Source organism: Acrocarpospora pleiomorpha, from assembly GCF_009687885.1.
GTDB classification, from domain to species: domain Bacteria; phylum Actinomycetota; class Actinomycetes; order Streptosporangiales; family Streptosporangiaceae; genus Acrocarpospora; species Acrocarpospora pleiomorpha.
In genome coordinates, this window is sequence record NZ_BLAF01000085.1 from 25,760 (window position 1) to 42,581 (window position 16,822).

At 66.8% G+C, this 16,822-nt stretch carries 14 protein-coding genes; 6 read left to right on the plus strand and 8 right to left on the minus strand.

Annotation, left to right across the window (positions count from 1 at the left end; all coding sequences use genetic code 11):
• Nucleotides 1-49: 49 nt before the first annotated feature.
• Nucleotides 50-427, minus strand: coding sequence for a hypothetical protein (locus Aple_RS45945; protein WP_246265356.1), 378 nt, complete (start codon nucleotides 425-427; stop codon nucleotides 50-52).
• A gap of 821 nt (nucleotides 428-1,248) precedes the next feature.
• On the opposite strand from Aple_RS45945, the gene Aple_RS45950 reads away from it, so the two are divergent.
• Complete coding sequence (locus tag Aple_RS45950; protein WP_170322002.1) at nucleotides 1,249-4,299, plus strand: AfsR/SARP family transcriptional regulator; 3,051 nt, start codon at nucleotides 1,249-1,251, stop codon at nucleotides 4,297-4,299.
• Nucleotides 4,300-4,398: 99 nt separating this feature from the next.
• Here the strand turns inward: Aple_RS45950 and Aple_RS45955 are convergent, their stop codons facing one another.
• The 6 genes from Aple_RS45955 to Aple_RS45980 form a co-directional block, all read right to left on the minus strand.
• A complete protein-coding gene (locus Aple_RS45955) occupies nucleotides 4,399-5,295 on the minus strand; it encodes a hypothetical protein (RefSeq protein WP_155351105.1) in 897 nt (298 codons plus the stop codon).
• 66 nt (nucleotides 5,296-5,361) lie between these two features.
• Nucleotides 5,362-6,003, minus strand: a complete 642-nt coding sequence (locus Aple_RS45960; RefSeq protein WP_246265363.1) for an SRPBCC family protein — start codon at nucleotides 6,001-6,003, stop codon at nucleotides 5,362-5,364.
• Between the two features lie 85 nt (nucleotides 6,004-6,088).
• The gene (locus tag Aple_RS45965) at nucleotides 6,089-6,934 is read right to left on the minus strand and encodes an XdhC family protein (RefSeq protein ID WP_218038861.1); all 846 of its coding nucleotides are present in this window, start codon (nucleotides 6,932-6,934) and stop codon (nucleotides 6,089-6,091) included.
• Between the two features lie 76 nt (nucleotides 6,935-7,010).
• The gene (locus Aple_RS45970) at nucleotides 7,011-9,380 is read right to left on the minus strand and encodes an aerobic carbon-monoxide dehydrogenase large subunit (RefSeq protein ID WP_155351107.1); all 2,370 of its coding nucleotides are present in this window, start codon (nucleotides 9,378-9,380) and stop codon (nucleotides 7,011-7,013) included.
• Nucleotides 9,377-9,844 (minus strand): (2Fe-2S)-binding protein, encoded by a 468-nt coding sequence (locus Aple_RS45975; protein ID WP_155351108.1) that lies wholly within the window; start codon nucleotides 9,842-9,844, stop codon nucleotides 9,377-9,379. Before Aple_RS45975 ends, Aple_RS45970 begins: the two co-directional genes overlap by 4 nt.
• The gene (locus Aple_RS45980) at nucleotides 9,841-10,764 is read right to left on the minus strand and encodes an FAD binding domain-containing protein (protein ID WP_246265361.1); all 924 of its coding nucleotides are present in this window, start codon (nucleotides 10,762-10,764) and stop codon (nucleotides 9,841-9,843) included. The genes Aple_RS45975 and Aple_RS45980 overlap by 4 nt, the downstream gene beginning before the upstream one ends.
• 110 nt (nucleotides 10,765-10,874) lie before the next feature.
• Here Aple_RS45980 and Aple_RS45985 point away from each other — a divergent pair, with 110 nt between their 5' ends.
• Entirely contained in the window at nucleotides 10,875-11,786 is a 912-nt protein-coding gene (locus tag Aple_RS45985; RefSeq protein WP_155351109.1) for a LysR family transcriptional regulator, read from the plus strand.
• Nucleotides 11,787-11,790: 4 nt separating this feature from the next.
• Here Aple_RS45985 and Aple_RS45990 read toward each other — a convergent pair whose 3' ends face one another.
• Nucleotides 11,791-12,630 (minus strand): NAD-dependent protein deacetylase, encoded by an 840-nt coding sequence (locus Aple_RS45990; protein ID WP_218038862.1) that lies wholly within the window; start codon nucleotides 12,628-12,630, stop codon nucleotides 11,791-11,793.
• 9 nt (nucleotides 12,631-12,639) lie between these two features.
• On the opposite strand from Aple_RS45990, the gene Aple_RS52550 reads away from it, so the two are divergent.
• The 4 genes from Aple_RS52550 to Aple_RS46005 all read left to right on the plus strand — a co-directional run bounded on the left by Aple_RS52550 (nucleotide 12,640) and on the right by Aple_RS46005 (nucleotide 14,813).
• The gene (locus Aple_RS52550; protein ID WP_170322001.1) at nucleotides 12,640-12,798 is read left to right on the plus strand and encodes a hypothetical protein; all 159 of its coding nucleotides are present in this window, start codon (nucleotides 12,640-12,642) and stop codon (nucleotides 12,796-12,798) included.
• A gap of 41 nt (nucleotides 12,799-12,839) precedes the next feature.
• Nucleotides 12,840-13,526 (plus strand): DUF998 domain-containing protein, encoded by a 687-nt coding sequence (locus tag Aple_RS45995; RefSeq protein WP_155351110.1) that lies wholly within the window; start codon nucleotides 12,840-12,842, stop codon nucleotides 13,524-13,526.
• On the plus strand, nucleotides 13,523-13,663 hold the full coding sequence (locus Aple_RS53935; RefSeq protein ID WP_218038863.1) for a VOC family protein: 141 nt from the start codon (nucleotides 13,523-13,525) through the stop codon (nucleotides 13,661-13,663). Before Aple_RS45995 ends, Aple_RS53935 begins: the two co-directional genes overlap by 4 nt.
• Before the next feature lie 202 nt (nucleotides 13,664-13,865).
• Nucleotides 13,866-14,813, plus strand: coding sequence for an ADP-ribosylglycohydrolase family protein (locus Aple_RS46005; protein ID WP_155351111.1), 948 nt, complete (start codon nucleotides 13,866-13,868; stop codon nucleotides 14,811-14,813).
• The last annotated feature ends 2,009 nt before the right edge of the window (nucleotides 14,814-16,822 follow it).

A 16,822-nucleotide genomic window follows, 5' to 3' on the forward strand; every position in this document is an offset into this window, starting at 1 on the left:
CACTATGCCGAAGAATCTGGAAATCGTCGTCATAGCCTGCCCGCCGACCTCACCCACGACCCGGCCGCCGCACCGGCCCCATGATGTGGTCGATGTTCTGCGGCCCGACGTACGCGGCCATCCTGGTCGCCCGATCATTGGCCCGCCGCAACTCCGCCTCGGCCCTGTCCTTGCCGGACTGCCCCGCCTGCACTCCGAAGTACGCCCCGATGATCGTCCCCACGACTCCGGCCATCCCCGCGAACAACGTCCCCGCTTCCCCGGTCCGCAAGACGGCCACCGCGAACCCGACCAGAATCACCACCAGCCCGGTGAGCACGACGTAGAAGCCATACCGCCAGCGCGCGGCGTCCGACTGCGCCTCGGTCATGTCGTCCGGGACCATCATCGCGTCCAGATCAGCGGGGGTCTCGCCTGGTGTGGTCACGGTTGCCTCCTGGGCTCTCAGATACCTAGGGGAGAAATCTCCCACGAAGTCCCGGTCGTGCCAAACCTTCGGAGACCACATACCACGCAGCCAGTAGGTCGGTTGCAAAGGCGCCAGGCGGTCGGTCCTGCACATGGCCACTGTGCTGCGTGATAGGGGTGACCATCGAGGTCGTCAGCGTACAGGGCCGCCGTGCGGGTGCGATCCGAACGGTTCTGGGGCGGCTAGGATGATCGCTTGCGGCTGCCGATCGGTGGGCTCGCAGCATAAAGACCTCCGATTCTTGATCGGAGGTCTTTGCGATGGATGTCCACTTAAAACATGAACATCCACGGCCCAAGCAGGATGAGCGTGAGCATCTTCGGTCAACCTCCTGCTGCGGCCTCATAGTGCCGCCCTGTGCTGTCTATGAATTTCGGAGACAGTGTCACCACATGTCCGTTTTCCGACATCGTGTTCCGGCCGGGCCGAATGGGCCGTTTAGTGGTGCACTAAAACCCACTCTATAGGCAGATGTGTGTGATGTCGACCTCGTCCAATACGAAGCGGTAGTGAAACACTATTCGGTCCTGACACGGGGTCGGGGACATCGCGGCGACCCGTGGATCGTTCCGGCGAAGAGTTCAGGCACCGGCGAGGCGTGAACCTTACAGTTCGCATCGGTGCGGCTTTACTCCTGGATTTCGGTATCCAATGATGAGAAACTCTCGGAAAGTCCTGTCCCCTACTTAGGGGCTATCGTGGAATTCCGGTTACTCGGACCTATCGAAATCTGGCGCAAACAGACGCGCCATAACGTGGGGTGGGCCAGGGAGCGCCATGTGCTGGCGGCTTTGGCGCTTACCCCAGGTCAGCCGGTCCCGACCGAAATACTCATCGACCGAGTATGGGACGGCAATCCGCCGAATAAAGCGCGGGACAATTTGTACACCAAAGTGACCCGGCTGCGAGCACGGCTGCAGGAGATCGGGGCCGACGCCCAGGTCAGCAGCCGTGGCGGGTCGTACATTCTGGAGACCGATCCCGAGAACGTGGATTACTACCGCTTCCGGCAATTGCGCGTCCAGGCGCGCGCAATCGCCGAAAGCGGCGACGAGCAGGAGGCCGTGCGGTTATTGAACATGGCGGCGGAGCTGTGGCGTGGGGAACCGCTGGCGGGCCTTTCCGGATCCTGGGTGGACCGCACCAGAAAGGGCATCGAAGACGAACTCCTCGGGGGCGCCGTCGAACGCATAGAATTCGAACTACAGCTCGGACGCCACGCCGATATGGTGACGGAACTCTCGGCCCTCGCGGACGGCTACCCGTACCACGAGAAACTGGTCGAATTGCTAATGACCGCTCTCTACCGCAGCGGCCGTCAGGTCGAGGCCCAGGACGTCTACCGGCGTACCCGGCAGCATCTGGTCACCGGATACGCCTCCGAAGCTGGTCCGCAACTGCGGGAACTCCACCAGCGCATTCTGCGCGGCGATGCCTCATTACTGCTGTCCCCTGGCATGGGCCGGGCGAGGAACAACCTGCCCCGCGACACATCCACCTTCACCGGCCGCACCGGCGAGATCGCCCGATTGCTGGCCATGGCCACCCCGCACGAGACGGCCGTCACCGTGCTGGCCATCGACGGGATGCCGGGGGTCGGGAAATCCGCGCTGGCCGTGCATCTGGCGCATCGGCTCGCCGGGCGGTATCCGGACGGGCAACTCCACCTCGATCTCTATGGCCATGACACGGAGCGCGCACCGCTCGATCCGCTCGCCGCGCTGGACCAACTGCTGCGGATGCTCGGCATCCCCGCCGCGCGAATCCCGCCTGGCCTGGATGAGCGCGCGACTTTGTGGCGAGCGGAGTTGGCCCGGCGTAAGGCCCTGATCGTGCTGGACGGCGCGGCCGGGCACGAGCAGATCCGCCATCTGTTGCCGGGCACGCCCGGATGCCTGGTCCTGATCACCAGCAGACGCCGCCTGGCCGGGCTGGATGACATTCAATCGCTTTCTCTGGAAGCCCTGCCGCCGGAAGACGCGGCCACGCTGTTCGGCCGGATCATCGGTCACGGCCGGGCCCGCGAGACGGACGAGGTCGCCACGCTCATGCGGCTGTGCGGCTATCTGCCCATGGCCATCCAACTGGTCGGAAACCGGATCCAGCACCGGTCTTCCTGGCAGGTCGCGGATCTGGTCGCGCTGCTCGGCGACAACAACCGCAGGCTGGCCGAGATCCGGGCCGACAACCGAGAGATCACCGCGGCTTTCGAATTGTCGTATCAGGGACTCGACCCCGTACGCCAGGAGGCGTTCCGGCTGTTCGGACTTCACCCAGGGGCGGAATTCGGTATCGACAGCTCCGCCGCGCTGCTCCAGGCGGATCTGCACACCACGGAACGAATTCTCGACGACCTGCTCGATCACCACCTCATCGCCGAACCGCGACGCGGCAGATATCAATTCCACGACCTCATCCGCGACTACGCGCGCCAGCTCTCCGCCGACCGGCCGGACCTCCAACGCCGCGTGGCACGTTCCCGGCTACTCGACTTCTACTTGTTCACCGCGGATCGCGCCGATCAGCTCTTACATCCCCGACGCGTGGGCCTGCCGATAGAGGTCAGCGGCCCGCCGCCGGCCCTGCCCCGGCTGGAGACCGCGGAGGACGCCCGGAATTGGTTCACCGGCGAAGTGGACAACCTCCTTCATCTCTCCGCGTACGCCGCCGACGATCGCTGGCCGAAACACGCGGCATTGCTCGCGCACGTGCTCAGCCAGTTCTTGGAGACGTCCGGGCACTGGAAGGAAGCCGTCGGCCTGCACCAGCGCGCGATCGACGCGTGGCGGCTCCTCGGCGACCAAGCCGGCGCGGCACGGGCACGCGCCGATATCGCCCGCATGTTGTCGCGGGCCGGCAATCAAGACAATGCCTTCGAACAGGCCACCCAGGCGCTGACCATCCAGCGCGGGCTGAACGACCAGCACGCCATCGCCGACCTGCTCGATCTGATCGGCGTCATCTACATATATCGCTCCGAATACACGATCGCCCTGGAGTACTGCGAGCTGGCGCTCCAGACCCAGCGCGCTCTGGGCGACCGGCGAGGCGAGGCGGCAAGCCTCAGCCACCTGGGCATCGCCTTGTGGCATCTGGGCGACTATCCGGAGGGTGATAGCCGGATGCGTCAGTCCTTGGCCATCTGGCAGGAGATCGACGATCCACGCGGCAAGCAGATCACGTTGAACAACCTGGGCGACTTCGAATTACAGCTCGGGCGTGCCGCGTCCGCACTCCAGTACTACGAGCAAGCCACGGCCGCCGACCCGGAAATGGGCCCGCAGCATCAGGCCATATGTTTCAACAACATCGCCAACGTGCGCCAGGACATGGGTGACCTCGCCGAAGCCAATCAGTACTACCGGAATGCGGTGAAGCTCTACCAGGAGATCGGGGACCGGCGCGGCGAAGCTGACGCCCTGAACAATATCGGTAGTTGTTATGTTCGCATGGGCCGCGACAACGAAGCCTTCATCCACTTCCAGAAAGCCCGGAACATCGCCGTCGAGATCTCCGAGAGATTCATCGAATCACAGGCCCTCCGCCAGATCGCCGGCGTCCACCAACGCGCCGCACGCCACGACATCGCGCTGGACGGCTACGGCAAGGCGCTCGAACTCGCCCGCGCCATCGGCGACCTATACCAGCAGGCCCGCACTCTCGACCAGATGGGATTCTCCCTGCTCAACACGGGCAACGCGGGCCGCTCCGAAGAATGCTGGCAGCAGGCGCTCGCCCTCTACGACCAACTGGGTGTGCCGGAAGCCGAAGACGTCCGCGCCCGTCTCGGTGCCGCACACGCTCCAGATCGAACGGATTCCACCGCCTGAGATAAGCCCGCGAAACGAGCGGTCCCGATTCTCGGCAAACGATTCATCGGGCTCGCTCACCCCATTCCGCCTGATGCCTAAGAAAGACTCGACCCGCCTTTATTGGCTCAGGTCGTCGATTCGGCGGGTGAGTTGGCCGGTTTCGGCGTCAATGAGGGCGGAGGTGGCGCGCCACCACGCGAACCATTCGGCGCTGCGCCACATCCAGTCGACGCGTTCGACGGCGGCGGTTACGTCGCCTCGGGTTGCCCAGGGTGGGCCGACGTGGTCGGGGGTCGCGCCGTGGTGGAGGGCCCAGTCGCGGAGGATCGTGCTGGGGGCGGGGTCGACGGGATCGGCGTAGGGGTCGGGGTGTTCGTCGGGGAGGGGGTGGGGGCCGAGGCCGGCGGCGACGCCCCAGCTCCACTGGGCTTCGGCGGGGCGGGAGTAGCGGAGGGAGGAGAAGTCCAGGTTGGAACCTAGATCGTCGTCTTTGCGGGTGACGACGACGGCGTCCAGGCGGCCGCCGGCGTCGAAGGCGACCACCAGGCGGGTTCCGGCGCGGGCGTCGGGAGGCAGGGGGACCCGGTCTTCCGCCTGCCAGGAGTTGAGGTCGGCGGTGCCGACGGGCGGGCCCCAGATGGCGTCGGCGACGTCGTCGGAGATCCAGGCGGCCAGCATCTCCAGCACGGTCAGATCCGTCCAGGGATCCAGGGAGGCGGCTTTGACCAGGACTTCCTCGGGGGGTGGGAGGGTGCCGCCGCGGCTGACCGTCCACCAGCCGGGGCCCAGCTCGCCCGTACCCACGAAAAGGGCCGCGATGGCGGCGAGTTCGGCCGAGCGGCGGGTGAGGGGGGCGCCGCGGGCCAGTTCGGCGGCGCGGCGGGTACGTTCCCGGCCGAGTACGGCTTGCGCCTCTTTAAGCAACGTGCCAGCTGTGGGGCGTTCCTCGCCCAACAGGTCGAGAATCAGTCGCTTGGCCTCAGATCGTGCGTCCTCCGCGTGAGCCTCCCGCATAGGGCAAACCTACGCCTAAATGATCGCCCACGGCGATAGTGCCCCGGTGAGATGTGCTCGCGCGTGTCACCGTTTGCGGGAGCGGCCGAGGAGCCAGCCGATGACGGCGCTGCCGAGGGCGATGCCGGCGCCCATGCCGAATGCCGTGATGACCGCCCAGGGTGGGGCACCCTGCTTTGTGGCGGCTTGCGGGGGGCGCGTGAAGATCTGGGCGGTCTCAGCTGGGACGGGGGCTTCGATCGAGGGCACGATCACGGCGGGGCCGGCGAGGAGGTGTTCCTCGACGGCGGAGAAGAACTCGCCGGCGGTTTTGCGGGCGACCGAACCGAGCATGCGCTGGCCGACGCCGCCGATCATGCCGCCCACGACGGCTTCGGCGTCGTAGTCGACACGGGTTCCGCCGTCCACCTCGCTGAGCTGCACCCGGACGGTGGCGTCTACCGTTCCCGGAGCGCCCTGACCGCGCGCCCGCAGCACGAAACGCTCCGGCTCCTCGGGTTCGGCCAGGGCGACCTCGCCCTGGTAGACACCCTTGATCGACGCCACTCCGGCGTGGACGGTCATGCGATAGGTGTCGGTGCCGATGGACTCCAGACGTTCGCAGCCGGGGATCGTCCGGACGAGCACGCCGGGATCCTGCAGCGCGGACCAGACTTTCGCACGTTCCACCCCGAGCAGAGCGCTGCCGACGACCTTCAATGCTCCCACCTCCAATGCCGCACACTAGAGAATCTAGAGCAGCGAGGATAACGGCAAGATCTGCCCCCTCGGTCGAGTCCGCGCTTGCAGATCTTCACATTCGGGCGGCGAGCACCTCCGCGTAGACGGTGAGAGCGATCTCCGCGGGGGTCCTGGCTCCAAGATCGAGCCCTGCGGGGCTGTGCACGTCTTCGGAGCCGGGAATTCCCGCCAGTACGGCACTGCCCCGCTTGCGGCTGGCGACCAGGCCGATGTACGGAACCCGGGCTTCGACGGCCCGGGTCAGGATCGGAACCTCGGCCACGCCATGAGACGCCACGATCACGGCGGACGTGTCCGGAGCAAGCGCCACAAGAGGGTCGTCGGTGAGCTGGGTCGCGTATCCGAGCGCGATTCCGACCGTGTCGAGGGACTGCGCGATCGGCCCCTGGCCGTACACGAGGACGAGCCTGGGTGGGATCACCGCTTCGAGGAAGATCTCCAAAGTCCCGCCGGACAGGCATGGCTGCCCGACCGCGACCAGTCCCTCCTCCTCGTACGGCTCCGCCGCCTCCGGCGTGATCCGCAGCAGCGTGGAACTGCCGCCGGTCAGCAGGCGAAGCCCCTGGGTGCGCACCGCCGCCAGGGCGCAATGACCCCCGACGAACCCTTCGATCGTCCCGTCCGCCAGCACGAGGGCGCGGTCCCCCGCCTTGGCGCTGGTGGGCCGCGCCGCCCGGACGACGGTCGCCATCACGTACGGCTGCCGCCCGGCGCTCAATGCTGACGCCCGCTGGCCGAGCCCGGCGTCCCACCCAGCCGATCCGCCGAATGCGCGACCCTCCGGCCGGGAAGGTTCCCGGGGAGACGGCACCGCACTACGCCGGATCTCCGGCATCCCAAGGAATTCGTCCGCCACGCGGGGATGGGCCGCGTGGTCAGGGCTGTGGTGTGTGGTCATGATTTGACCATTTCCGTTCGTATTTGTTCTCCGTGGATGCCCGGCCAGGCGGCCCGAAGCCGCCTGGCCGGGAATGTCATGAGATGGCGAGGTCCGTACGGATGGGGTTGCCCTGCATCGCGCGCCAGACTCCGGCAGGGGTGAGGGGCATGTCCGCATGCCGTACCCCAAAGGGGCGCAGAGCGTCGAGGACGGCGTTGACCACGGCGGGAGGCGAGCCCACGGTGGCCGATTCGCCGACGCCCTTCGCGCCGATGGGGTGGTGCGGAGAGGGAGTGACCGTTTCGCCCAGTTCCCAGGAGGGGCATTCCATCGCGGTCGGGAGCAGGTAGTCCATGAAGGAGGCGCCCAGGTGGTTGCCGTCCTCGTCGAAGGCCATGAGCTGCATGAGCGCCATGCCGACGCCGTCGGCGAGGCCGCCGTGGACCTGACCTTCGACGATCATAGGGTTGATGCGCACGCCGCAGTCGTCGACCGCGATGAAGCGGCGGACCTTGACCTGGCCGGTGCCGGGGTCGACGTCGACCACGCAGATGTACGCGCCGAACGGGTAGGTCAGGTTGGGCGGGTTGTACACACAGGTGGCGTCCAGATGGCCTTCGACGCCGTCGGGGAGTTCCAGGCTGGAATGGGCGGCCAGGGCGATCTCCTGGATGGTCTTGCCCGCGCCGGTTCCTGCGACCGTCCACGCGCCGCCGGACTCGTTGACCGCCCATTCGAGGTCCTCAGGGGAGGCCTCCAGCATGGCGGCGGCCACCTGGCGGGCGCGTTCCCTGACTTTTCTGGACACCATCGCGGCGGCGGCCCCGGAGACGGGCGTGGAGCGGGAGCCGTACGTGCCGAGCCCGAAGGGCGTCTGGTCGGTGTCGCCGTGCACGACGTCCACGTCGTCAGGGGAGATGCCCAGTTCGGCGGCGACGATCTGGGCGAATGTGGTCTCGTGGCCCTGGCCCTGGGACTGGCAGGAGACGCGGAGCACGGCCTTGCCGGTCGGGTGCACGCGGAGTTCGGCGCCGTCGGCCATGCCGAGGCCGAGAATGTCCATGTGCTTGCGCGGCCCGGCGCCGACGGCCTCGGTGAAGAACGAGATGCCGATGCCCATGAGCTCGCCGCGTTCCCGCTTCTCGGCCTGCTCGCGGCGGAGCGCGTCGTATCCGGCCATGTCCATGGCGAGCTGCAGGGTCTTCTGGTAGTCGCCGGAGTCGTACTCCCAGCCGGTGGGGGAGGTGTAGGGGAACTGCTCGGAGCGGAGCAGATTCTTCATGCGCAGTTCGGCGGGGTCGGCGCCGAGTTCCATGGCGAGCACGTCGATCATGCGTTCGACCAGGTAGACGGCTTCGGTGATGCGGAAGGAGCAGGCGTAGGCGACGCCGCCGGGGGCCTTGTTGGTGTAGACGCCGGTGACTTCGCAGTGGGCGGCCTGGAGGTCGTACGAGCCGGTGAAAACGTGGAAGAAGCCGGCGGGGAACTTGGTCGGCTGGGCGGTGCCGTTGAAGGCGCCGTGGTCGGCGAGGACCTTGACGCGGATGGCCTGGATCTTGCCGTCCCGGGTGGCGGCGACCTCGCCGCGCATGTGATAGTCCCGGGCGAAGGAAGTGCTCATCAGGTTCTCTGAGCGGTCTTCCATCCATTTCACGGGTTTGCCGGTGACGATCGACCCGACGATCGCGCACACATATCCCGGATATATCCCGACTTTGTTGCCAAAGCCGCCGCCGATGTCGGGGGAGATGACGCGGATCTTGTGTTCGGGGAGGCCGGCGACCAAGGCGTAGAGGGTGCGGTGGGCGTGCGGGGCCTGGGTCGGGCACCAGACGGTCAGTTTGCCGGTAACCTTGTCGAAGTCGGCCACCGCGCCGCAGGTTTCCAGCGGGGCGGGGTGCACGCGCGGATACAGCATGTCCTGGGTGACCGCCACCTCGGCCTGGGCGAAAACGGCGTCGGTGGTGGCTTTGTCCCCGGCTTCCCAGTCGAAGATCTTGTTGTCGGCCCGGCCCTCGTGATCGTCTCGGATTAGGGGCGCGTCCGGGTCCAGGGATTTCCTGGCGTCGATCACGGCGTCCAGCGCGTCGTACTCGACGTCGATCAGCTCGAGCGCGTCCCGCGCCGAATACCGGTCCTCGGCGACGACGAACGCGACCTCCTGCCCCTGGAACCTGACCTTGTCGGTGGCCAGCACGGCCTGCGTGTCGGCCGACAGGGTCGGCATCCAGGCCAGGTTCAGCCCGGCCAGCGTCTCGCCGGTGATGACCGCTTTGACCTTCGGGTGGGCGAGCGCCGCCGAGGTGTCGATGGTGACGATCCTGGCGTGCGCGTGCGGGCTGCGCAGGATCGCGCCGTACAGCATGCCGGGCAGGTTGACGTCGTCCACGTAGCCGCCGCGGCCCCGGATGAAGCGCGCGTCCTCCTTGCGGTGCATCCGGCCGAATCCCATCGGAGTGCTCATACCGACGCCTCCTTCTCCGCCGCCCAGCGCACGGAACGGACGATGTTCTCATAGCCGGTGCACCTGCACAGCTGCCCGGAAATCGCCTCGCGGATCTCGCCCTCGTCCGGGTCGGGGTTGCGGTCGAGCAGCCAGCGGGCGGTCATCAGCATGCCCGGCGTGCAGAACCCGCACTGCAGCCCGTGACACTGCACGAACCCCTCCTGAACGGGATCAAGCTCGCCGTCCTTCTCCAGCCCTTCCACGGTCGTCACCTCGTGCCCGTCGGCCATGACCGCGAGCACCGTGCACGATTTCACCGGTACGCCATCGAGTTGCACCACGCACACCCCGCAGTTGGAGGTGTCACATCCCCAGTGCGTGCCGGTAAGGCGGAGTTCGTCCCGCAGGAAGTGCACCAGCAGCAGCCTCGGCTCGACGTCCCGTACGTAGTTCTGGCCGTTCACCGTGACACTGACCCTCATGATCGGCTCCTCTCGGCGGCGCGGCTGAGCGCCCGGTAGGTGAGTTCTCCGGCGAGATGCCGCTTGTAGTCGACCGGGCCGCGCTGGTCGGCCTGCGGCTCGCAACTCGCTGCGGCGATCCGCGCCGCCTCCCGCAGCACGTCCTCGCCCGCCGCCTTCCCGATCAGGTACGCCTCCGCGTCCGGCGCCGCGAAGTGCTCCGCCCCCACCGCCGTCAGCCCAAGACCGGCCTCGATGATCATGCCTTCGTTCGTCCGCAGGTACGCCCCCGCCGCGGCCACCGGCCAGTCCCCGACCCGCCGCTCGACCTTCTCGTACGCGCTGCCCGCTCCCGGCTTGATCCGCACCCGGAGCTCGGTGAGGATCTCTCCCGGCTCGACCACCGTCTCGTACGGCCCGACGTGGAACTCCCGGATCGGGACGGTACGGCTTCCGCCCGGCCCCACGATGACGGCCTCCGCCCTTACTGCGGCGAACGCGGCGGAAAGATCCTCGGAGGGATCCGCCTGGCAGAGCGATCCCCCCACCGTCCCCCTGTTGCGGACCACGGGATCCGCGATCACCCGCTCTGCTTCATGAAATATCGGGAAATATGCGCCTACGGTTTCGTCGGCGAGCAGGGCGGCGTGCCGGACGAGTGCCCCGATGACCAGCGTGTCCCCCTCCACCCCCAGCTGGGACAGCTCCGCGAGCCCGTTGATGTCGATCAGCGCGTCCGGCTGGGCCAGCCGGAGCTTCATCATCGGGATCAGGCTGTGGCCCCCGGCGACCAGCCGGGCCTCCGGGCCGTACCGTTCGAGCAGTTCGAGAGCGTGTGGCACGCTCTCGGCCCGCTCGAACTCGAAGCTGGCGGGAACCTGCATGTCGACCTCCTCGCCGAGTGCCCCCGCCCATGCGACAGCGCGCGGAACGGCAGGCACTTGCCACCTTCTCCCGCGCCGAATCCCGCCACAATCCACGAATAAGGGGTTACTTAATGCCAGTGGTGGGTCTAGAAAGAAGGGGTCAGGCTGCCCCAAAGGGAGGACAGGTGACCCTGACCCAGCTGAGTGCCTTCGTCTTCGTCGGCAGGCTCGGATCGGTCAAAGCCGCGGCCCGCGCCCTCGGCGTCAGCGAACCCGCGATCTCCCAGGCCCTGGCCGCGCTGCGCGTACACATGGGCGATCCCCTCGTGGTCAGATCCGGTGACCGCATGCTCCTCACCGAAGGCGGTCGCCGCCTGTTTCCCATCGCCTCCCAGATGGTGGCGTTGGGCGCCGAAGCCGAAGCCGCCGTACAAACAGTCCGCGCCGACCGCCTGCACCTGGTCGCCTCCGGCGCGATCGCCGAATTCGTCGCCTCCTCCCTCACCGACGTGTTCGGCCGCCGCCGCGCCATGGAAACCACCTGCGGCGAAGCCGCCAGCGAGGAGATCCCCCTCCTCCTCACCAGCCGCGTCGCCGACGTCGCCCTGGGCCCCCGCATAACCGGAGAACGCCTGGTCAGCGAGCCCGTCCTCCGCTGCCGCCTGGTCGCCGTAGGCTCCCCGGCAGGTCAACGGGACACCTGGCTGGTCGACCCCTCGGTCGAGGATCCCGCCAGCGACGCCAGCCGATTACTCCAGCGCCTCCGCGTCCCCGAATCCCGCATCCGCGTCTTCCCCAACCAGACAGCCGCCTGGGACGCCGCCGCCGCGGGCACCGGAATCGCCCCCGCCATCGGCCACCTCGTCACCCGCCACCTCCGCAAAGGCGACCTCACCGTAATCGAGACAGCGGCCACCCCCATGAACATCAGCTGGTACGCCACCGCCCTGGAACCAGGCAACCGCTCCCCCCTGGCCAGCACATTCCTGGAATTCCTCGGCACCCCCGCCGCCACCCAGCTCATGCATTCCCCAGAAGCCGGCGTCCCCAGAACCAGATTCCGCCCAACCGTCCACATCTCCATCTGGAAACAGTGACCATTCAGGCAGGGCGAGGTGTCGGTATCGCGTCGACGACCGCGGTGAGGGTGGGGCCGAGGGGAGCGTTCAGCCGGATCAGAGCCAAGTCGTCACCTGCCGTCGATTCCTGGTTGACGATGGCGATCGGGATGCCGAGGGCCGCCGCCCGAGCCACGAATCGATAACCGGAGCGGACCGCGAGCGAGGAGCCGAGGACGAGCAGCGTGCGGGCCGCGGCGACCTGTGCGAAGCACGTGTCGACCCGGGGCCGGGGGACGTTCTCGCCGAAGAAGATCACGTCGGGCTTGAGTAGTCCGTCGCAGGTCAGGCAGTCGACGACCTGGAAGGCCGCGACGAGTTCGTCCGGCAGGACCGCGTCGCCGTCGGGGTTGAACTGGGAGGCGGTGGCGTGCCAGCCGGGATTGGCCGTGTGTAGCCGCCGATCGAGGTCGGCGCGAGGGCTGCGCTCCCGGCAGCCCAGGCACACCACTCGGTCGAGCCCACCATGCAGTTCGGTCACTCGCTGGGCCCCGGCCGCCTGATGCAGTCCGTCCACGTTCTGCGTGATGATCGCCTCGACCAGGCCGTAGCGCTCCAGTTCGGCGACCGCATGGTGTCCCGCGTTGGGAAGGGCCAGGCCCAGCTGCCGCCAGCCGACATGGCTGCGTGCCCAGTAGCGCTGCCGGGCCTGCGCACTGTCCGCGAATTTCTGGTACGTCATGGGTTCGGCCCGGCGCCCCCGCCCAGTTGGCCCCCGGTAGTCGGGAATGCCGGATTCGGTGGACAGCCCCGCTCCACTCAGCACAACCACGCCGCCTTCGGCGACGAACCCCGCCAGCTCCGCAACTGAAGCGTTCCGCACCCTCCCATCGTGCCCTATGGCCCCGACGGCAGCCTGACCGCGCTCGTGCAGGCCATCCTCGTCCTGCGGCTCATCGATCGAGGAGGACCGTTGCTGCCGAAAGTACCGGGAATCGCAATCCGTATGACTCTGGTCGGCCAGTCTCACTCAGACCAGGTTGAAGGCTGAAGGCGCGATCCCGTCAATCTCGCGCCTGCGAGAGGTCAGCGATGACAAACATGATCGATCGGGCGCGTGACGTCCCGAAGAATAGCCTGCGAGGGGCGGTACGAAGGGTTCTGCTCGTCTGCGGCATCCTGTCTTCACTGCTCTATGTAGTCACGACCGTACTCGCGGCGATGCAGTGGGAGGGATACGACTCTGCCTCTCAAACCATCAGTGAGCTGTTCGCCATCGACGCTCCACCGAAATCGCTCGTCGTTCCGCTCTTCCTCTTACACGGCGTGCTCCTGATCGCCTTCGCGATTGGTGTTTGGGAATCGGCTGGCCGGAGGCGCGCTCTGCGCGTCACAGGCGGCCTGCTGATCGCAGACGGTGTCGTCGGCTTGGTGACGGCGGCGTTCTTCCCGATCCACCTCCGTGGGGCCGAGGGAACGCTGACGGACACGATGCACGCGATTCTCACCGCTGTGCTCGTACTCTTCATTTTGCTGGCCATAGGGTTTGGAGCCGGAGCGTTCGGACCAGGTTTCCGCCTGTATTCGCTGGTGACACTCGTGACGCTCATCGTTTTTGGCGCTCTGGCAGGTATGGAGGGGTCTCGGCTTGCCGCGAACGAACCAACGCCCTGGCTCGGAGTGTTCGAGCGCATCAATATCGGTGGGTACCTGCTCTGGCTGCTGGTGCTGGCCGTTGCCCTCCTGCGCACCCCAGCCAGCCACCAGACGAGGGAGTGACTCACGTTGACCGGATCGCCCAGGTCAAACTGCCGGTCACAGACCTGGCCACAAGCGTGGCATGGTATCGACGACTGCTGGACCTGAGGTTGTGGGTCGAGATCGTCGAGGACGACGTCTACGTGGCGCCAGCCTGATCGGACCCGCAGGGCCGGTTCAACATCCGAACGGCACCGTCCTGCGTTTCTACCATTTCACCGACCCACCAAGGGATTCAACGGCGTCGAGTTCCGCGACGGAAATCATGTCGGCAACTACCACACCCCACAGCTGACCTGACGGACATTGTCAAGCCCGAAGCGAAGCTGCGGAGGGCGCGAGGCTCAGTAGCCTGTCGTTGTGAATCATGTGGAGCGTGTCGCCGGCGCGGTTGTGGGTTCTGTGGTGGGCGACGCGTTGGGTGCCCCTTTCGAGTTCGGTCCGGCGGGCGCGTTCTCCGCCCGATTTCCGGTGCCGGGTACCGGTGGTGAGATGTGCGGGGGCGGCGGCTGGGACATCGGGGAGGCCACCGACGACACGCAGATGGCTCTCCATGTCGCCGAATCACTGGTAGAGCGTGGTGACCTGGACCTGCCGGATATCTTCTCCCGTTTCCAGCGATGGGCAACCGATGAGCCGAAGGACATCGGCCTGCAGACTGATGATGTCCTGACCTCCGGCTTGCCCTGGGACCAGGCCGCCGCCGCCCACTTCCGGAGGAGCCACCACGCCGCGGGCAATGGTTCATTGATGCGGGCCACCCCCTCCGCGGTGTACTTCGCCCGCGACGGGCGGCAGGCCACCATGGACGCCGCCCGCCGCATCGCCGCACTCACCCACGGCGACCCCGCGGCTTGGGAAGGCACCGCGATCTTTCATGATCTGGTACGCGTCGCTCTGAACGGCGCGGACCCCTTGGACGACCTCCCGCAGACGCTCGCCGCCATCCATCCCGACCACCGTGAGCGTTACTCCACTGTCCTGGACCCGAAGTGGCACCCCGATCAGGCAACCGAGGTCAACGGCGCCATCTGGCCCTGCCTCGGCTCAGCCGTATGGGCTCTCCGTACCACCCGCGGCTACGAGGATGCGATCCGTGCCGCGATTGACCTGGGCGGCGACACCGACACCGTCGCCGCGGTCACCGGCGGCCTGGCCGGGGCCGTTTACGGATTGGCTGCGATCCCGACGCGCTGGACAGAGGTTCTGCACGTTCCGCTCCCCGGAAGCGGTGGCCGGACCCTACGCCTGCCCGAGCTGCTCAACCTCGCTGATGACCTGATGGGGACGGGTCTCCGTACTGGGTGAGCCTTCGGGTGGACTGGTGCCCTAGACGCCCGAGAGATTTTTGCCGATCTCTTCGATCAAGCCCGGACGGCCGCCTCGATCTAGCGCCGCATGACTCGACACCGGCATGACCACCGCAATGGGGATCCGGTACGTCAAGCCCATCGGCCGCCGGGTCGAGCTCACGCTGGAGCCGGACCTTTCCCGGTTCTCCGGCAAGGGCACCACGGAACGAAGGTCGCGGTAAGCACCCGGTCGAGAACGATGATCAGGTCGTACCGGTTGAACCACAAGGGTTGGAACTGCTGGGCTTTGTGGTGGGAGGTGTACCCTGCGCCGCGAGATCGCCGCCGATGGTGCGGCGCGGGGCGGCAACAGGCACGGCCAGCTTGAGCTCGGCGACCAGACCGCGCGAGCCTAGCCCCAGCAGTTACACACTCGTCCTGATCGTGGCCTCTGGCAGAGGCTGGAAGCGCCTGGCCTGTCAGCGGCCTTGGACGCGGATAGTGCGCGTGTCCGCAGGAGATAGGAGGAACGTGGTGGTGCGGAGGCGGGTTTCTGCGCAGGATGCGGTCATAGGCCTGATGAGCTTCGCGTTCATGGAGATTCGCACCATGGGTCACCGCCGTGGTCCGACGCTCATGGAATGGACCGACGGGCCAGAGGATTATCACGAGCAGATACGCATGATTGCTGACATATGCCATAATTTTCCGAAAACCTAAGATACCGAAGTAAGCGGCAACGGGAGCGCAAGGCCTTCGCGAGTCTGAGATTCTTCCTTCAGCGAGCAGACGGCCCACGCCGTGACTGGGTCCGCGCCCGTCTTGATGAGCTCGGATATGACTATCGTCCGTTGTTCGAAGAGTTATGAGCGAGCACTTATTGCTACCCCGGGGCAAAGCGCGGGAAAGCGATAACAACGAAGGTGTTATGTCCAGCAGCGCATGATGAGGTGGAGCCTGGCCAGGTCGTGTGTTCCGCTATCGCGCTGGGACCGTTCCCTCAGGAGCCTGATGAAATTTTGTCAACGCTGCAGTGCAGTATCGGGACACCAGGGTTGCGGTGCGAACAGGAGAAACAGGTGCCACCAAAAACCAGCCCACACGTTCCTCAGGCATGTACACGGACGAGGGCTGCACGGATCATGTTGTCGAAAGGGGGAAGCGATCCTGCTGAGGCTGTGTGCACGGATTGAGGCCGAGCAGCCGTCGGATCTGGCGGCGCTGTACATGCTCACGCCGCACCGGAGGAGCGACGATGTCACCGATCTTCCACGGACAATCGCCGACTCCCGCAAACGCCCTGAAACACACCTCGATCGGGGCATTCGCACATCCGGCGAGGGCACGGACCGCGCGATGGACGTATTTTGTGCCGGATCTGCTCGTCGGCCAGAGTGCCGCCCTGGGCTTGTTGTACGGCAGGCAGACACCGGCGGGGGCGTCCTCAAAACCGAAATAGCGAAATCGGCGAGATAGCCGAGATCAGCGAGCGTGCCCGACCCCTCGGCGGCAAACGCGTCCACAAGAGCGAGGATTCCGCAGTCACAGCATGCTCGAACGCGCAGCGACCCGATGACGATCAGCTCGTGATCTTCTGTGGGCCCTGGTGATCTTCTGTGGGTCACTGCCTCCGCACCCATGGTGATGATCTAGCCGCGCTCGTGGGGTGAGGTTGTCCGGTGACTGCCTGGAGACGTGCGTCGTCCTCCAGACGGGAGATGAGTGTGGAGTCGGGGCACGCGACCGGAGCCGGGTGTGACACCCCGGATGATGCCGGAGTCGGATGCGACGGCGGTGGGGGCGAGGCGGGGGCTGGATGTGACACCCCGGGCGATGCCGGGGAGGGGCGCGGCGCCGGTGTGAGCGATGCCGGGGTCGGGTGTGACTCCCCGAGCGGACCCAGGGTCGGATGTGATGCCCCGGGCGAGCCCGGAGTTGGATGCGGCGCTGGTGGGGGCCATGCCAGGGTTGGGTGCGGCTCCCTGGGCGGGGCCGGGGTCGGGGTGGGATTTGTGGGTGTTTGCT

Coding starts and splice junctions, on each gene's coding strand:
- Aple_RS45955 (WP_155351105.1), bottom strand. CDS start 5,295: ATGCGGGAGGCTCACGCGGAGGACGCACGATCTGAGGCCAAGCGACTG.
- Aple_RS45965 (WP_218038861.1), bottom strand. CDS start 6,934: ATGACCACACACCACAGCCCTGACCACGCGGCCCATCCCCGCGTGGCG.
- Aple_RS45970 (WP_155351107.1), bottom strand. CDS start 9,380: ATGAGCACTCCGATGGGATTCGGCCGGATGCACCGCAAGGAGGACGCG.
- Aple_RS45975 (WP_155351108.1), bottom strand. CDS start 9,844: ATGAGGGTCAGTGTCACGGTGAACGGCCAGAACTACGTACGGGACGTC.
- Aple_RS45995 (WP_155351110.1), top strand. CDS start 12,840: ATGACAAACATGATCGATCGGGCGCGTGACGTCCCGAAGAATAGCCTG.